Origin of the sequence: Paenibacillus sp. cl123, assembly GCF_900101595.1 — a bacterium.
Taxonomy (GTDB): Bacteria; Bacillota; Bacilli; order Paenibacillales; family NBRC-103111; genus Paenibacillus_G.
Map to the genome: position 1 here is coordinate 768,403 of NZ_FMYY01000001.1, position 17,900 is coordinate 786,302.

Consider the following 17,900-nt stretch of genomic DNA (forward strand, 5'->3'; position numbering starts at 1 on the left):
GGCGGCTGGCAGTCCGCCTCTCTTATGCCTTATACCGAATCCCCGAGTCCTGCTCGGAGCGGTATAAGGCTATTTGTCATGCCGTCATGCAGGCGTGCAATAAAGTGGCAGCCGCCCAAAATAGTGCAAACTACGCCAGTCTTCCCGGGCAAAAAAGTATGATTGCCGGCTTTCCGCCCCATGTTCTATGATGCGGTTAGTTATCTGGAAGAGGAGGCAGAGAGAAATGACAAACAAGACAAGCGCCGTACTGCTCGGCCAAGTCGGGATCCGGGAGGCGGGTCCGAACTGCAAGCTGCTGATCGGCGATATCAATGGAGACGGCCGGATGGAGCTGGTGCTGGTCCAGCCCGACGACCGCCAGGATGTCCGGTACATTCCGCATCAGGTTCAGTGTGTGACGGCTTACGATCTGGAGGGGCGGCTGCTCTGGCAGACCGGCGAGCCAAGCGAACAGGCGGGGGGACCAGGCTCGGATTATCCGGCGCAGCTCTACGATTTGGACGGAGACGGCAAACTTGAGGTGCTATGCGTGATGGACGGCCGCTTCCGGCTGCTGGACGGGGAGAGCGGCCGGGTGAAGGCCGAGTATGCTCTGCCTGATCCGGAGGCCCATGACTGCATCATCATTGCGAATCTGAGCGGCGGCGAGCGGGCGAGCGATATTATTCTGAAAGACCGCTACCGCCGGATGTGGGCGCTCGACAGCCGGCTTCAGCCGCTGTGGACTCATGAAGGCAACCCCGGGCATTTTCCATGGGTGTATGACTTGGATGGAGACGGCCGGGATGAGGTGATGGCCGGCTATGATTTGCTGGATCACCGCGGCCGCAAGCTGTGGAGCTGCCACGATCTGGAGGATCATGCAGATTGCATCTGGATCGGGGATGTAAATGGAGACGGGGAGCCCGAGCTGGTCATCGGCGGCAGCGTGACGGTGATGTACGATAAGCGAGGAAGGGAGCTGTGGCGGTATGACGGCTCGATCGAATCCCAGCACGTGGCCTTGGGCAAGTTCCGGAGCGATCTTCCGGGGCTGCAGATCGCGGGTCTGGACCGGATCGTGCGGGGAGACACGGGCGAGACATTCAGCACAAACGGCAAGGACGCCTTGTTCCTTCTCGACGCGGAGGGAAGAGAGCTCTGGAAGGAAGATCGCAAGACCGGAGGCTGGCTGACGATTATCGAGACGCTGGGTGGATGGGATGATGGCCCTCTGGACTACATTTTAGCTTACAGACGGGGCGGCGGAGTATTTCCTGCGCTGTATGACGGTCATATGAACGTCGTAGCGGAATTTTCCGTAGACGGCTATGCGGCGCATGCCGATCTATTTGGCGACGGGCGCGAGCAGGTCATCCTCTACGACCGCGAAGCGGCCTATATTTACGCGAGCCGCCCGCGCGATCTGACAGCAGCCGTACCCGGGCAGCCGCTGCCGCAGCCAAAGAGGCTGTACAGCTCCACCCTGTATCCGGGCGGGGAAGCGTAAGATGAGGGAGGCGAGAACTAGCGCGGAGGGAGAACATTGCTATGCAGCAGCCTTATTTTGACAAGCACAATTCGATAGCGCGCACGAGCGGCGGAGAAACGGAGGCGGTGCTGACCGCCGTTGCCAACCGGTATATCGGCTCGCATCCGAAGCAGCCGCCCGTATACCGGACTTACCGGACGGACGGCTTCCGCCGGAGCGCCGATTACCGGTATGAAATGAATATGGAGGAGCGGTTGACCAATCTGGCGGACGGCCAATACGTCTATGTTTGGAGCAGGCTGTGGAGCGATCAGGCTGCTGAGCTTCCATTCAGCCTAAGCTGCTACGGGCCGGCGCGCGTCATATTTAATGGAGCGACTGTATTCCGTTCGAATCTGAACGACGATGTATTCCCGGATCGGGCCGCCTGGTTCCGTGCGCCGCTGCTGGAAGGCTGGAATCATGTGGTGCTGGAATTTGTCAAAACCGGCACCGGATGCGGCGGAAGATTCGGCACAGGCTCGATCAAGGGCGCTCCTCTGCATTATCTGGCTCCTACCCCCGAGCGAGACGGGCAGGAAGGATGGGTGTACAGCGAACCGCAGTCGGCCGCCTGGCCGGAGTTCCCGTCCCCTGGCGCAGAGGCTGAGGCTCTATCCCGCCGCTGGCTGCCGGAGGCGAGCTGGCCGCAGGCAGAGCTGGAGAAGGGCTGCTTCGCCCGGATATTTGGCGGGTCGCCAGGACAAATAGCCTTTGCCTGGACGAAGCTGATCGTGGACGGCATAGGTCCTCAGCAGATCGAGCTTAGCGGAACCAGCCATGGCCAAACGGCACTGTATCTGGATGGCCGGCAGGTATACGAGGGAGAAGGAGACTTCCATCTCGTGCTCCGGGCTGCCTTCGGGGAACATGATCTGCTGATCCGCTCGGCCCGCCCGGAGAAGGATGAACTGGGCTGGGGAATCGCATGGCAGCCGTTGGCAGAAGGCTCGATGGCCCGCTTTGAGAAGCCGTATCCGGTAGAGGGGCTTGCGGAGCCGTGGCTGTATCTGGGTCCCTTCGAAACCGGCGCGGTGCCGGAGCCGGGTGAAGTGACACGGCTGGACCGGGCGTTCTCCCGAAGCGCGAGCCGGCCGGAGCGTGAGGGGCTGACAGCTCCGTTCCCTTCTGCCGACAAAGGGGATGCTTATGTGTACTGGCGGGCAGACCGCCCTTTCACCTGGGTGCGGCCGTTTCTGGAAAACGGCATGTTCGGCAAATGGAATTACCCGCTAGGGGTGACCTTGTACGGCTTGCTCCGGACAGGGCAGCAGCTCGGCGTCCGGCATTATATCGATTATGCAGCCGAACATATCGAGCTGTGCACCCGGCTGGACAGCTACGCAAGATGGGATCAGGCGAAATACGGCTCGCCGGGAGTCAATCATCAGCTTGCGCTGATCGACAGCCTGGACGATTGCGGCTCCTTTGGCGCAGCCATGCTGCAGACGCATAAAGAACGCAAGCTGCAAGGAGCGGAGGAAGCGGCGGAGCGCATAGCCCGCTACATCGCGCTCGAGCAGGACAGGATGCCGGACGGGGCCTTGTACCGGGTTCGGGGCACGACCGATTTCATGCAGGGAACGATGTGGTGCGACGATTTGTACATGAGCGTGCCGTTCCTGTGCGGGTATTTCGAGCTGAGCGGAGAGCAGGCTTATCTGGACGATGCGGCCCGCCAATTCCTGCTGTACCGCAGCCGGCTGTTCATGCCCGATCTGCAAATTATGCACCATGTGTACGATGCCAAGTTCGGCAAGCCGAACGGGGTGGCATGGGGACGCGGCAACGGCTGGGTGCTGTTCTCGCTAAGCGAGCTGCTGGCCGTTATGCCTGAGAGCCACGAGCTGCGCGCAGAGCTGGTTGCTTTTTATCGGGAGCTGTGCGAGGGATATCTGCGCCTGCAAGGACGGCACGGGCTATGGCATCAGGTGCTGACCGATCCGGAATCCTATGAGGAGGCCTCCTGCACCTCGATGTTTCTGTATGCCTTCGCCCGGGGTGCGAGGTTCGGCTGGCTGGCTGATCCCGGGCCCTACGTACGCGCCGTGTTCCGCGGCTGGGAGGGACTTGCCGCCCGCTGCATCGACAAGCATGGCAATGTATATGGCGTATGCCGCGGCTCCGGCTATTCCTATTCCAAGTATTACTACAAAGACGAGCTGACGTGGCAGCTCAACGATACGCACGGCATAGGGATCGTGCTGCTTGCCGGGATCGAGACGCTTAAGCTGAAAGCCTTTATCCGGTCATAAGAAATGATAGGGAATCAACCGAGTCCCGCTGCGCCTATTTGTGGCCGGCGGGGCTTTTCCGCGCGTGCGGGCCAAGGGGAAGTTTAGCTTCGCCCAAGCGGCCGGCGCGCTGTGGCGCGCACGGCGCAGGGGGAAGCGAGCGGCGCGGTCTTCCGCCCGCAAGCTGCCGCCCCAAAACCGCTTTGAAGGGACTCGGAGCAAGGTTTTTCTTAAGAGTCAAGAAAGTTCAACTTCACTGAAGTGATAAAGCGAGACGGAACTTTCTGCTCGCAAGAAAAGCTACCGCTAAAACACGGATGTATCTTCCTCGAATCGGCTTCGATCAGGAGCTTTTCTTAAGAGTCAAGAAAGTTCAACTTCACTGAAGCGATAAAGCGAGGTGAACTTTCTGCTCGCAAGAAAAGCTACCGCTAAAACACGGATGTATCTTCCTCGAATCGGCTTCGATCAGGAGCTTTTCTTAAGAGTCAAGAAAGTTCACCTTCACTGAAGCGATAAAGCGAGGTGAACTTTCTGCTCGCAAGAAAAGCTACCGCTAAAACACGGATGTATCTTCCTCGAATCGGCTCCGATCAGGAGCTTTTCTTATCTTGCGCACTTTGCACTTTCTTACCGAAACCGCTTCAGGACGCGGATTAAAGCCTGTTCGGCGCAGCTCAAAAATGTCCGATTGTCAGAAAATCCGTCCGTAGGCATAATCGAGCTACACCGCTGATGAACTGTAGGAGATGGAACGTCAGCGAAACCGATATGCGGAACAAGCAAGCGAACGATCCGTGTCTCAAGCGAGAGCTCAAGCGAGATCCTGCTTATGAACAACCGCGAACTAACCATGGAGGTGAGGGAAGGTATGAAAGAAATAACAGCCGGTCAACAAAGCGTTAAACCGCGAGCAAGCCTCCAGCGGTCGAATGTGCTTGGACGGCTCAAACGAGACAGATGGATGTATGTCCTGCTGCTTCCGGGGCTGCTCTACTTCTTAGTATTCAAGTATGTCCCGATGTGGGGGGTACTGCTGGCGTTTAAAAACTATCAGCCGTTTACCGGCTTCTGGAAAAGCGAGTGGGTAGGCTTCGAGCATTTTCGGCTTTTTTTCGAAAATCCCGATTTCTTCATGCTCCTGCGCAATACGCTGCTGCTGTCCTTCTACAATCTGATCTTTTTCTTCCCGGCTCCGATCGTGCTCGCTCTGCTGCTCAATGAGATTCGGCTGGCGATCTTCAAGCGGACGGTGCAGACGATGATCTACGTCCCGCACTTCATCTCGATGGTGATCGTAGCCAGTATGACGTACGTGTTTCTGACAACCGAGGGCGGCGTGGTCAACGAATACATTTATCAGTACACCGGAACCAAGATCAACTTCCTGGCCAGCCCTGACTGGTTCCGGCCGCTTATTCTGATCCAGACGATTTGGAAGGAGTGCGGCTGGGGAACGATTATTTTTCTGGCGGCGCTCGCGGGCGTCGATGTGGAGCAATATGAGGCCGCCACGGTGGACGGGGCGAGCCGGTGGCGGAAAATGTGGCATATTACGCTTCCGTCCATCCGCAGCACGATCGTCATTTTGCTTATTCTGAGGATGGGACATGTGCTCGACAACGGCTTCGAGCAGATTTACCTGATGCTGAATCCGCTGAACCGCGAGGTGGCTGAAGTATTTGACACCTATGTCTATATGATGGGCATTACGCAAGGAGCGTTCAGCTACAGCACGGCCGTAGGGCTGTTTAAGGCCGTCATCGGAGTTACGCTGGTGCTCGGAACCAACTATTTGGCCAAAAAATTCGGACAATCCGGACTTTACTGAAGAAGGAGGAGATCGTGCATGGCAAAGCAGTACCGCACCTTGGGCGGAACGGTCTTCGACACCGCGAACTATATCGTGCTGAGCTTGTTCGCGCTGGCATCCATTCTCCCGTTTATATTTGTCATCAGCGGCTCGTTCGCCTCTGACGCCGAATTGACCAAGCGAGCCGTATTTCTCATCCCCGAGACGTTTACGCTCGATGCCTATAAGTTTGTCTTCTCGACCGATACGATTACGCGCAGTATTCTGGTCTCGGTCTTCGTGACGGTGGTCGGCACACTCGTCAATCTGTGCTTCACGGTAACGATGGCTTACGCCCTGGCCAGACGCAGCTTGATGGGACGCAATCTGGTGCTTAATCTGGTTATTTTCTCAATGCTGTTCGGGGGCGGCATGGTGCCGACTTACCTGGTTATCCGGGAGCTGGGACTGCTTGATACGTACGGGGCCTTGATGCTGCCCGGGGCGATTAACGCCTTCAATCTGATCATCGTTAAAAACTTCTTCCAGGAGCTCCCGCCGGAGCTGGAGGAGGCTGCTCGGATCGACGGCTGCTCGGAGCTCGGCCTGCTGTGGAAAATCGTGCTGCCGCTCTCTAAGCCGGTGCTGGCGACGTTCACCTTGTTTTATGCGGTCGGCCACTGGAATGACTTTTTCGGCGCGCTGCTGTATATCAACGATCCGTCCAAATGGCCGCTGCAGGTCATGCTGAGGCAAATTGTTTTGCTGTCGCATGCCGCCGCAGGCGATCTGACGGCGATGGACCCGAATTTCGTCCAGCCGCCGGAGCAGTCCGTGAAGATGGCCGTCATCGTAGTCGGCACCCTTCCGATTTTGCTGGTATATCCGTTTCTGCAAAAGCATTTCGCCAAAGGCGTGCTGATCGGCTCCGTCAAGGGCTGACCGCCGCCGCCATGCCGCTGACAAGCAGGTTATACGTTCGTCCCGCCCACCCTGTGAAGAGCATCCAGGCAAACGCCCGCAGACACAAAAAGATGCGGCGGACGGATTTTATAAGCTATAATCCACTAAGGGAGGTTCTATTCAATGAATGGACAACGCAAACGCAACAAAGGCAAACGCTGGGCATCGCTCGTATCGGCAGGCACGTTGGCTGCCGTTGCTTTGGCAGGCTGCTCGCAGGGAGGCGGAACTGGCGGAGCCACGGCTGGGGGAGCTGCGCCTGCCCCGGCTGCCGGAGGAACCGCGAATCAGCAGCAGGCTCCGCTCGAACTGACGGTGATGCTGCCGATCTTCAAAACCAACTATCCGAAGGATGGCAGTCCGGTCGCCGCCGAGATCGAGAAGAAAACCAATTCCAAGATTCATTTCGAATGGGTGCCCAATGCTTCCTATGTCGATAAATTCAACATCACGCTGGCTTCGGGCAAGCTGCCCCATATCATGTACGTGCCGGACGTGAAATCGCCGAGCTTCGTGAATGCGGCCAAGTCGGGAGCGTTCTGGGAAGTCGGCAAATATTTGAAGGATTACAAGACGCTGAGCGAAGCCAATCCGGTTATCTTGAACAACTCGTCGGTTGAAGGCAAAAACTACGGCATCTACCGCGGACGCCCGCTTGGCCGCAACGGCATCGTCTTCCGCAAGGACTGGCTGGAGACGGTCGGACTGCAGACGCCGCAAACGATTGACGACTTCTATAACATGTTGAAAGCGTTTAAAGAGAAGGACCCCGACAAAAACGGCAAAGCCGACACCTACGGCATGGTGCTGGTCAAATGGACCGGACAATGGGCCAGCGGCTTCGACACGATCAAGCTGTGGTTCGGCTCCCCGAACAAATGGGGCGTAGTCGACAACAAGCTGGTGCCCGAGCATCAAACCGAGGAATATCTCGAAGCGTTGAAGTTTATGAAGAAGCTGTATGACGAGAAGCTGATCAATCAGGACTTCGCTGTGATGGATTCGGCCAAATGGGTGGATCCCATAGTGAATAACCAAGCCGGCGTCATCGTAGACGTTATCGATACGGCCGCAAGGATTGACGATAAAATTCATGCGGCTCTGGCGAAAGAAGGCAAGGACCAGCCTGACGTTCACTTCATGGATGTGCTCGGCGGGGTCACCGGTCCGAAAGGGCTCCGCACGCTGCCGACCTCCGGCTTTGCCGGCATGCTGGCGATTCCGAAATCAACGGTCAAGACGGAGGATGAGCTGAAGCGCGTTATGGCTTTCCTGGATAAAATGAATGAGCCCGAGATGCACACGCTGGCAGGTTACGGTCTCGAGGGCAAGCATTACACCAAGGTCGGCGACCACCTGGAGCCGGTAAAAGACCCGGCTTTGCTGGAATCCGAGGTCGAAGGACTGAATCAGATGCTGCCGTTCATCCCGGAGGAGCGCGGATTGAAGGTCAAGCAGACGCCGCTTCGGATCAAGCAGAACGAAACGATCAAAGGAAATGAGAAATCCGTTGTCTCCAATCCGGCTGAGCCGTTCATTTCTACCGTATATTCGCAAAAAGGCGCTCAACTGGATAATATTATCAACGACGCCCGCATCAAGTTTATCGTCGGCCAGATCGACGAAGCAGCCCTTAAAGCGGCCTTCGAGCTGTGGAAAAAGAGCGGCGGGGATGAGCTGGTGAAAGAAATGAATGAGTTGTATGCGGCAAGCAAAAAGTAACAAACCGGAAATAAAAGTGAGGCCATATCCCACAGATATGGCCTTTTTATCGCCGCATAACAAGATAATTCAAATTGAAACAAAAAAATACAAAGCGGAAGACTGAAAAAAAGCTTGAATCCTGCTCCTTGCGTAGTTTATGGTGGAGATACCCTTTTTCTAGGCGGAAAGTTAAAAGATTCACTTGGATGAAGGCGTTTACAAGACGAGGCGGGTGATTGGATGGCGCCGAAGATGAAATCCAGATGGCTGCAGCTCATCAATCGTTTCTCCGGCAGCAAACGGCGGTTTTACCGAAAAAGTCTGATCATGCTGCTGATCGTATCGGCTATTCCGGGGCTTATTGCGGGAGCTGTCGTGTACGGGATAGCCGGAGGGCGGCTGAAGAGCGAGCTGCTGCAACTGCATAACGCGCAGATTGAGCAGCGAGCCCATAATATCGACGAGCAGTTGAACAACCTGGAGCTGATGCTCTCGCATTGGGCGTTCGACTCGAAGTTCGACTATATGCTGAATGAACCCGATTTTCTGCGCAATTATGAGAAGGCCTGGGATATTACGAAGACGCTGCTGGTGATGCAGGGCTCCAATACGATGACCCGCAAGGTAGAGCTTTACCTGCAGAGATCCCCTTCGCTGCTGTTCAGCCCGCAGTATGATGTCATATTGTCCGAAGCTCTGGACGAGGTGTATGGAGGGCTCCTGGAAAGCGGCAGGACCGCTTACTGGACGCAGAAAGCGTTCGAGCCTAATCAGCCGAACGAGAAGGATCTCACGCTGGTGCATCAAATACCCGGAGGGACCCTGCAGCCGTTCGGAGCGCTGCTCATCCGGCTCGACAGCGAGAAGGTGGCGGCGATGCTGAAGACCATGACCCCGTACAATGAGGGCGAAGCCTTTGTGATGCGCGACAGCGGGGAGGTGTACGCATCCTCGAGCGGCAATCCGGGGTCCTCAGGGCTGATCGGCGAGCTGAAGGAGAAGATTGCTGCCAGGAAGGATCAGCAGGGCTCGTTTTTCTTTACGTGGCAGCGTGCGACGTATACGGTCACCTATGGCGGCTTCTCCCGGATTGCGGACAACTGGGTGTATGTCTCAGCTTCGCCGATTACGAGCATTACGTCCCCGGTCGTGCTGATCTCGAAAGTAATTATCGCGGTCAGCTTGGGAACGCTGCTGCTCGCTGCAATGCTGGCCTGGCTGGCGTCCCGCAGCATCTACTCGCCGATCGACCGGCTCGTGAGAGTGCTCCTGAACGGCAAGACGGCCGCCGACGGGCAGATCGACGAGTTTACCCTGATCGAGCGGCAATGGCAATACCTGCACAGAGAGAGCAGCGAGCTTCAGACCCGCTTGTCGGAACAGCTGCCTCATGTGAAGGAAAGCTTCCTGCATCAGCTGCTGCAAGGCTATCTGTACGCCTATTCGGAGGAAGATCTGCTGCGTAGGATGGAACGGTACAGATGGCTGGTCAGGGAGCAGCAATTTATTATTGTATATGTTCAGCTGAACGGGATTACGAGCCTGGACGGCAAGTTCAAGGACGGGGACGAAGGGCTTGTCACCTTCGCGGCGGTCAATATGATCGGAGAAATCGCCGAAGAGCATTTCGGACAGAGCGATACGATCAATTTCCATGATTTGACTGCCGCTGTGCTGCTGACGGTGCCCAAGCAGGAAGGCCAGCTTCCGGATCTGCGTTCATTCGGGGACGAGCTTACGAACACGGTCAATCGTATACTGAAGATGAGGGTTACGCTGGCGGTCAGCCGGTCCGTCGAACGGATTGTGGATGTACCGCTTGCCTTCGAAGAAGTCAGGCAGGCGGTAGGCCAGCGCAGCGCGGATAATGAAAATCAGTTTATCGATATGGAAGAGTGGCTGCAGCGGGAGAGCGACGAGCTGTCGGAGCCGCAGTATCCGTTTACGTTGGAACGGGAGTTTATCCATGCTTTGCGTACCGGACGGGAGGCGGACGGCGATCAGCTGCTGGAGGCGATTCTGGAGACGCTGACGGCGAAGGGCGCCAAGGAAATCGATGTGCAGCAAGGGATGCTCCATCTGCTCGGAAGCGTGCAGCACGCCGTGATGAGCTCGGGCATCCAGCCCAACCGGCTCTATAAATGCGTTAACCTGTATGAGCAGCTCTCGCAGATCCGGGAGCCCAAGCTGATGCTGGCCTGGTTCAGAGAGCGGGTGATCGCGCCGTTTCTTAAAGAGCTTGGCTCGCGCTCCGACTCGCATGTGAAGCAGCTTATCGAGCAGGCGATGCATTATTTGCAGGAGCGTTATATGAAAGATATTTCGCTGGACAGCTGCTCGGATCATATCGGCACCAATCCGTTCTATCTGAGCAAGTCGTTCAAGCAGGTAACCGGCAAAAATTTCATCGATTACCTCACCGAGTTGAGGATGGACAAGGCGAAGGAACTGCTGCGCGAGTCGGAGCTTAAGATCAATGACGTAGCCGAACAGGTCGGCTATCAGCACAGCTACTTCAACCGGATATTCAAAAAGCAGGAAGGCGTCACTCCGAGCAAATACCGGGAGATGAGCCGCGCGCAATAGGTAAACGAGAAGCGGAATAGATAAGCGATAAGCGGAATAGATAAGCGATAAGCGGAATATCCCGGGCCAAAGGTGCAAGCCCGTTAAGACCGCGCCCCGGCAGGCGACAAAAAGGAAGCGCCGGAGCGGCGCTTCCTTATTCTGCGGCATAGGCGGGCGATAGGCAAGCCGGGTTGGACGGGAGGAGAGCGGCTACAGCTTGAACCGGCGGGCCAGCGCCTGCATCTCTTCCGACATCGTCTTAAGCGATTCGGCTGAAGCGCTCACTTCCTCCAGGGCCGCGGTCTGTTCCTCGGTTGAAGCGGAGATGGAGTGGGCCATGTCGTTGGACCTGGCGGCTATCCGCTCCAGCTCCTGCAGGGAAGCGGACACCTGCTGCGCGCTCGCCGACATCTGCTCTGCCGCCCCGGACGACTCCTGCGCCTGCTCGACGATGCGATGAGCGGAGGAGAGGATGCTTGTGAAGGCTTCGCCGGTATCACGGATCGCTTGCACGCCTTCCTCAACCTCTCGTTCGCTCCGCGTCACGGTGTTGACTGCGGCTGCGATTTCGCTGCGGATGGCTTCGATGAGACTGCTGATCTGGGCAGCTGAAGCGTCGGAGCGTTCGGCCAGCTTCTTGACTTCCCCGGCGACGACGGCGAAACCGCGTCCATGCTCTCCTGCGCGCGCCGCCTCGATGGAGGCGTTCAAGGCAAGCAGGTTCGTCTGCGAGGAAATTTCGCTCATTAGCCGGATGATCTCACCGATCTCATTAGACCGGTCCTCCAGCTGCTGAATGACGGCGCCAAGCTCGACTACCGCCGCGCTGACGTCGTGGATCTGTTCGATGGAGCGGTCGAGCAGCCGGTGACCTTCGTCAGCCTGCTGCCGAGTATGGACCGACGCTTCGTAGACCGTCAGGGACGTATCCGCAATCCGCTGGATCCCGGCAGCCATCTCTTCCATAGCTCTCGAGCTTTCCCGGATACTGAGCGCCTGGCTTTCATTGGCAGCCGCTGCCGATTGCACGGCCTCCGCGATCTGGGCGCTGGCGCCGGCCGCTTCCGCGGCGGCTAGGGATAAGGGCTGCGAAGCGGCGGACAGGGAGTCGGAGCTTGTCAGCATTCCCCGGGCGAGCGACTGCAGGTTCGCGTGCATGATCTGAAACGAAGCGTGCAGGTCGCCAATCTCGTCTTTGTTTTTCACGGCTAGCTCGTAACTGCTCAAGTCTCCGGCTGCAAGCTGCTTCGCCTGACGGGCGAGACCGGTAATCGGACGTGAGATATGCAGGGAGAATAAGGTCAGAATAACGGCCCCTCCCACGTAACAACCGGCAAGCGTAAACAGAATGGTTTTCAGAATATGACGCTGTCCGCTATTATAGTCCTCGTAATAAGAGCCTGCCGCAATAATCCAGCCCCAGGCCGAGCTGAGCTTGGCATATGTAATTTTGGGAGCCTCCTCCAGGGAATCAGGGAGCGGCCACGAATAGTTGGTAAAGTCCCCGCCGTCCTTGGCTTTAGCTATCATGTCCTTGATGTAGTAAAAACCGTCCTTCGTATGATGGTCGGCGATGTTCTGGCCTTCCATCAACGGATGGGCAAGCAGATCCCCGCGGTCATTCAGAATGAAGAAATAACCGCGTTGGCCCAAATCCACGTTAGTTTCGATGGATCGCTTGCCGTCCTTCAGCGGTCCGATCAGCAGCTCCTTGACCTGCTCTTGCGCCTGCTGTTCTGTCAAGGCGCCGGACTTGGCGGCTTCCTCGTAGAATGCAGTAAGCTCCAGCGCCATCTGGACCGAATTGCGCAAGTTTTTCTCGATCAGCAGATTGTTTTCCTCCGCCGCCGTTTTGTAAACGATGGTTCCCAGTAGGGCGATAGGCAGCAGCAGCAAAGCCAGGCAAGTGGCGAGCAGTTTCTTGCGAATGGTCAATTTCCATCTTGAGGATGTTTTTGTATGGCTCAAATTATCCCTCCGTTCTTCTGTGTATAGTTCGTAATAACTACGTTAAATAGGTATTTTAGATTATTATACGTGTTGATCGCCAACAGGCGTCGGAAATTTGTGAATGATCTGTGAATGAATGGCGAATCCGTTTTTGCAAAAAAATGATGTTCAAACAAATGCCGGCAAGGTATAATAAAATCATTAACTTATCTGATAACCTGACAACATTAATAACACGAGAGGTGTATGATGAAAGTTTCCTTATTTATCACCTGCTTAAGCGATGCTATATTTCCCCGCGTAGGCGAAGCGATGGTTCGCCTGCTGGCGCGCTACGGCGTCGAGCTTGAGTTTCCGACGGTGCAAACCTGCTGCGGCCAACCGGCCTATAACAGCGGTTACTGGGACGAAGCCCGGACGAGCGCCCGGACCATCATCGCGGCGTTCGAGGACAGCGATTTCGTCATCGCGCCCTCCGGCTCCTGTACGTACATGATCCATCACTACGCGGAGCTGTTCAAGGGAGATCGGGCGATGCTGGAGAAGGCGGAGCAGCTGCAGAACAAAACTTATGAGTTTACCCAGTTTCTTGTTCAGGTGCTCGGGGTAACCGACCTCGGGGCCGAGTTCCGCCACACGGTCACTTATCATCCTTCCTGTCACGGCAGCCGGCTGCTTGGCGTCAAAGACGAGCCGATGGAGCTGTTGAAGCAGGTGCGCGGCTTGCAATTCGTGCCTCTGCCGTTCGCAGAGGATTGCTGCGGCTTCGGGGGGACGTTCGCCGTCAAGATGGCGGACATTTCCGGGGCGATGGTCACGGAGAAGGTCGATCATATCAAGGAAACGGCAGCCGAGGTGCTGGTCGGTCTGGATATGGCGTGCTTGATGAATATCGCGGGCAATCTGCGCTACCGGGGCGAGCCGGTACGGGTGATGCATCTTGCCGAGCTGTTATATGAAGGAGTGAAGCAGTCATGAGCACGGCCCATACGCATCATACGCATCCGGCAGGAGCAACGGTCAAGAAGCGGGCGGAGCTGGCCCTGAACGACGAGTTTCTGCGCAAGGCTGTCAAGTTTACGACGGAGCGGCTGCGCAGCGGCAAGCTGAAGGCTTCGGCGGAGCATGGCAATTGGGAGGAATGGAGAGAGCGCGGGCGGCAGATTCGTCTGCACACGATCGCTCATCTCGATTATTATTTGAATCTGTTCGTAGACAACGCGCGGGCCAATGGGGTCCACGTGCATTTCGCCGACACGGCGGCCGATGCGGTCAAAATCTCGCTCGCGATCGCGGAACACAAGTCGGCCAAGTCGGTTGTGAAGTCGAAATCGATGGTATCCGAGGAGCTTCACTTGAACCATGCGCTTGAGGGCATAGGAGTAGAAGCCATCGAGACGGATCTCGGGGAATATATCATTCAACTGGCCGGAGAAACTCCGTCGCATATTATTATCCCGGCGATCCACAAGAACAGGTACCAGATCGCGGACCTGCTGTCCAAGGAAGCCGGCGAAACCTTGCAGCCGGAGACGACCGTACTGGCCGGCTTCGTTCGCAAGAAGCTTCGCGAGAAGTTTCTGGAGGCGGATATCGGGATGACGGGCTGCAACTTCGCGATTGCGGAGACGGGTTCCATGGTGCTCTTCGAAAATGAAGGCAATGCGCGGATGGTGACGACGGTGCCGAAAACGCAGATTACCTTGATGGGCATGGAGCGGATCATTCCGTCCTGGACGGATCTGGAGGTCATGGCGACGCTTCTGCCCCGCTCGGCCACCGGGCAGAAGCTGACCGTTTATATGTCGGGCATCTCGGGTCCGCGGCGCGAGGCTGACGGGGACGGACCAGAGGAGATGCATATTATCATCGTGGATAACGGGCGTTCTCTTCAGCTCGGCGATCCCGAGTTCCAGGAGCTGCTGAACTGCATCCGCTGCGGAGCTTGCCTGAACGCCTGTCCGGTGTACCGCCATATCGGAGGCCACTCCTACGGGGGCACCTATAGCGGTCCGATCGGCGCGGTGCTTACACCGGCTTTGCAGAAAAACGTTGCGGAATGGGATGATATCGCCAATGCCTCGAGCTTGTGCGGTGCCTGCTATGAAGCTTGTCCTGTCAAAATTCCGCTGCATGACATGCTGGTGTCGCTGCGCCGGCGCAAGGTGGAGGCCGGCTATGACAACAAGATGGAGACGATCGGCATGAAGGGCTTCGCGATGCTGACCGGCCAGTCCGGACGGATGGGCGCTGCGCTGAAGCTGGGCAAGCTTGGCCAGAAGCTCGTTGCCCGCGACGGCGGCATCCGCATCAAGCTGGGACCGCTCAAGGGCTGGAACAGCTATCGGGTTACTCCGATGCTGCCCAAGCAGACTTTCCGGGAGCAATGGGGTACGCTGGAGCAGGAAATCCGCAGCGGTCTGGGGCAGATGGACCCGGCTATCAAGCAGCGAATGGAAGCGATCGTGAAGGAACGCGGCAATAAGAAGGGAGGCCATGGGCATGGCTGAGGCACAGGATCATAAGGAATGGCTGGCGCAAATGGAGCGGGAATCGCGCGCCAAGCAGAAGATCTTCATGGACGGCATTGCGGCCAAGCTGAACAGGCCGCGCGTGACGCAGAAGCCGGCGCGGCCTCTGCGCGGGGCGCCTGATTTCTGGCAGGCGTTCGAATGGCCGCTGGAGGAGCGGATCCGGCGGTTTACGGAAAATTTCCGCGGTGTAGGCGGTCATGTGGAGCGGTTGGCAGGCATGGCTGACGTGCGCGAGTTTATCGCGGACAAAGCCGCTCAGATGAGCGCGCAGTATGTGATCCGGCAAAACGAGCCTGAGCTGGAGGCGCTTGGGCTGGAGCAAAGGCTGGAGGCAGCCAGCGTGCGCGTATGGAATACGGATGAGAAGGAGCACTGGAAGGCGCGCGCGGCGGAAGCGGACTTCGGCGTTGTGCTCGCTGACTATGCGGCCGCATATACAGGCTCGATCACTGTGCTTTCGTCGAAGGATAAAGGCCGCTCGGTCAGTCTTCTGCCGACCGTCCTGTTTGCGATTATCCCGGTCGAGCGATTGAAGACGCGGCTCGGTGAAATTTTGGTGAACTTCGATGAAGCCGGGCAAGGAGGACTGCCTGCGGGCATCCACTTTATTTCCGGACCGAGCCGCTCCGCGGACATCGAAAACGATCTGACGATCGGCGTTCACGGCCCCGGCGTAGTGTACGCGCTGATCGTCGGTTAACATTGTAGATAGAAAGACTGCTGGCGTATAATGAAGGTAACCGATGCTACGGCTGGAGGCTTGAGCATGGGACTTCGTTAAACTGCAGGAGGTGTACGATGATTCGCATTATTCCATCGGAGGAGCGGCCGTCCGTCGATCTAGGCTGGCTGCGCAGCAGGCCAAGCTTCTCGTTCGGAGAGTATTATGATCCGGACAATACGGCGTTTGGCGTCATGCGGGTATGTAATGATGACCGGCTGGTCGGCGGCCGGGGATTTGGTCCCCATCCGCACAGCGATATGGAGATCGTGACCGTTGTCTTGAGCGGAGCGGTCCGGCATGAGGACAATCTGGGCAATACCGAGGTCGTTGCGGCCGGGCAGGTGCAGCGGATGTCGGCAGGCAGCGGGCTTATCCATGCGGAGTACAACGCTTCCGAGGAAGAGGAGCTGCGGCTGCTGCAGCTATGGTTTATGCCGGCCGAGCGCGGGCGCGAGCCTTCCTTCGAAACATGCAGCTACCCGCAGTCCGGATTGAGGAACGCTTTGCTGCCCGTCGTTTCGCCTGAACGGAGCGAGGGAGTCGCCGGCATTTACCAGGACTTGACGATTTACTTGAGCCGCATCGAGGCCGGCCGGTCGGTGTCGTTCCGCCAGCAGCAGGGACGCCGCATCTATGTATATGCCATCGAAGGCCAAGTTGCGGTGAACGGCTCCACGCTATCGGCCGGCGATGCGGCACGGATTACCGAACTGCATGAATTATCGATCGAAGCCTCGGAAGACAGCTTCCTCATGCTGATCGATCTGCCTTAAGGAGGCTTGCGCGATGAAGGAAACGCTGCTGGTCAAACATGCCGTTGGGGGACGGACGTTTATTCATACGGACAAACACCCCCTTGAGTACAAAGTGAAGCCCGAGGCCGGAGGCTGGACGTTCGTGATCCGGACGCCGCGGAACGAGGCCGTAGAGGAAATTCTGAAATGGAAAAACGAGCTGAACGTATTTCTGTTCGAGGAGTATCCGGACAAACCCACGATTAAAAAGTGGTATTATGTCAAGGACGGCGAAGTCGAATTCGACGAGGCGAGCGAAAGTTTGATCATCCGCGCGAACTCGCGGATTGAGTATGTGCCGGACGAATTTTCGATCCAATAAATAAAGCATTAGCAAGAGGCTGTCCCCAAAACGGGCTTTACACTTGATGGGACAGTTAGAATGATGTGAAAAATTCGGGAGATGTAAGAGCATGTCGGGGCTAGGTCGGTCTGCCAGGTACAGGAGGAACGGAAAACCGTCTAAACGCACCTGAGAGGCGATCGAAGCAGGGGAGTTGAGCGGAAAACCGTCTAAAACGCACCCGAGAGGCGATCGAAGCAGGGGAGTTGTGCGGAAAACCGTCTAAAACGCACCTGAGAGGCGATCGAAGCAGGGAAGTTGTGCGGAAAACCATCTAAAACGCACCTGAGTGGCGGTAGAAGCAGGGGAGTTGTACGGAAAACCGTTCAAAACGGACCGGAGTGGCGGTCGAAACAGGGATATGTGCGGAAAACCGTTCAAAAGGCACCCGAGTGGCGGTAGAAGCAGGGATATGTGCGGAAAACCGTCCAAAACACATCCTAGGGGCGTCCGAAGTAGGGGAGTGTGCGGAAAACCGTTCAAAAGGCACCCGAGTGGCGGTAGAAGCAGGGATGTGTGCGGAAAACCGTTCAAAACGCATCCGCGTGGCGGTCAAAGTATGGGGTGTTCGGGGAAAATCCGCTGCTACTCAAGTCTTCAAGTGAACGAAAAACCTAAGCAATAACAAATTACGTGTCTTTCGTTAAACGAGGCAGATTCTAAGGCGCTCACATGGATGAAAATGTCCAAATTTCTGGGAAAAGAAGCTCCGTTTCCACTAGCACCGTGGTGACGGGGTTTCTTTTTGCATATGACATGTAACTCTAAGTGGGGTGTCAAA

The 17,900-nt window shown here is 56.8% G+C and carries 12 protein-coding genes; 11 read left to right on the plus strand and 1 reads right to left on the minus strand.

Annotation, left to right across the window (positions count from 1 at the left end; all coding sequences use genetic code 11):
* The first annotated feature begins 226 nt into the window (after positions 1–226).
* From BLR08_RS03375 to BLR08_RS03400, 6 genes are all read left to right on the plus strand, one after another.
* On the plus strand, positions 227–1,492 hold the full coding sequence (locus BLR08_RS03375) for a hypothetical protein (RefSeq protein WP_072328221.1): 1,266 nt from the start codon (positions 227–229) through the stop codon (positions 1,490–1,492).
* Between the two features lie 41 nt (positions 1,493–1,533).
* On the plus strand, positions 1,534–3,768 hold the full coding sequence (locus BLR08_RS03380) for a glycoside hydrolase family 88/105 protein (RefSeq protein ID WP_072328222.1): 2,235 nt from the start codon (positions 1,534–1,536) through the stop codon (positions 3,766–3,768).
* An 850-nt stretch (positions 3,769–4,618) separates the two neighbouring features.
* Positions 4,619–5,578, plus strand: a complete 960-nt coding sequence (locus BLR08_RS03385; protein ID WP_072328223.1) for an ABC transporter permease — start codon at positions 4,619–4,621, stop codon at positions 5,576–5,578.
* Between the two features lie 18 nt (positions 5,579–5,596).
* Positions 5,597–6,481 (plus strand): carbohydrate ABC transporter permease, encoded by an 885-nt coding sequence (locus BLR08_RS03390; protein ID WP_072328224.1) that lies wholly within the window; start codon positions 5,597–5,599, stop codon positions 6,479–6,481.
* 144 nt (positions 6,482–6,625) lie between these two features.
* Entirely contained in the window at positions 6,626–8,224 is a 1,599-nt protein-coding gene (locus BLR08_RS03395; protein ID WP_072328225.1) for an extracellular solute-binding protein, read from the plus strand.
* A 222-nt stretch (positions 8,225–8,446) separates the two neighbouring features.
* Positions 8,447–10,792 (plus strand): AraC family transcriptional regulator, encoded by a 2,346-nt coding sequence (locus BLR08_RS03400; protein WP_256257401.1) that lies wholly within the window; start codon positions 8,447–8,449, stop codon positions 10,790–10,792.
* 192 nt (positions 10,793–10,984) lie between these two features.
* Here BLR08_RS03400 and BLR08_RS03405 read toward each other — a convergent pair whose 3' ends face one another.
* Complete coding sequence (locus BLR08_RS03405) at positions 10,985–12,742, minus strand: methyl-accepting chemotaxis protein (RefSeq protein WP_072328226.1); 1,758 nt, start codon at positions 12,740–12,742, stop codon at positions 10,985–10,987.
* Between the two features lie 231 nt (positions 12,743–12,973).
* Between BLR08_RS03405 and BLR08_RS03410 the strand changes: the two genes are divergently transcribed.
* The 5 genes from BLR08_RS03410 to BLR08_RS03430 all read left to right on the plus strand — a co-directional run bounded on the left by BLR08_RS03410 (position 12,974) and on the right by BLR08_RS03430 (position 17,098).
* The gene (locus tag BLR08_RS03410; protein WP_072328227.1) at positions 12,974–13,702 is read left to right on the plus strand and encodes a (Fe-S)-binding protein; all 729 of its coding nucleotides are present in this window, start codon (positions 12,974–12,976) and stop codon (positions 13,700–13,702) included.
* A complete protein-coding gene (locus BLR08_RS03415; RefSeq protein ID WP_072328228.1) occupies positions 13,699–15,234 on the plus strand; it encodes a LutB/LldF family L-lactate oxidation iron-sulfur protein in 1,536 nt (511 codons plus the stop codon). The genes BLR08_RS03410 and BLR08_RS03415 overlap by 4 nt, the downstream gene beginning before the upstream one ends.
* A complete protein-coding gene (locus BLR08_RS03420; RefSeq protein ID WP_072328229.1) occupies positions 15,227–15,958 on the plus strand; it encodes a LutC/YkgG family protein in 732 nt (243 codons plus the stop codon). The genes BLR08_RS03415 and BLR08_RS03420 overlap by 8 nt, the downstream gene beginning before the upstream one ends.
* A 98-nt stretch (positions 15,959–16,056) precedes the next feature.
* Positions 16,057–16,755: a pirin family protein gene (locus tag BLR08_RS03425; RefSeq protein WP_072328230.1), complete on the plus strand. Its 699-nt coding sequence runs from the start codon at positions 16,057–16,059 to the stop codon at positions 16,753–16,755.
* Between the two features lie 13 nt (positions 16,756–16,768).
* Entirely contained in the window at positions 16,769–17,098 is a 330-nt protein-coding gene (locus BLR08_RS03430; RefSeq protein WP_072328231.1) for a hypothetical protein, read from the plus strand.
* The last annotated feature ends 802 nt before the right edge of the window (positions 17,099–17,900 follow it).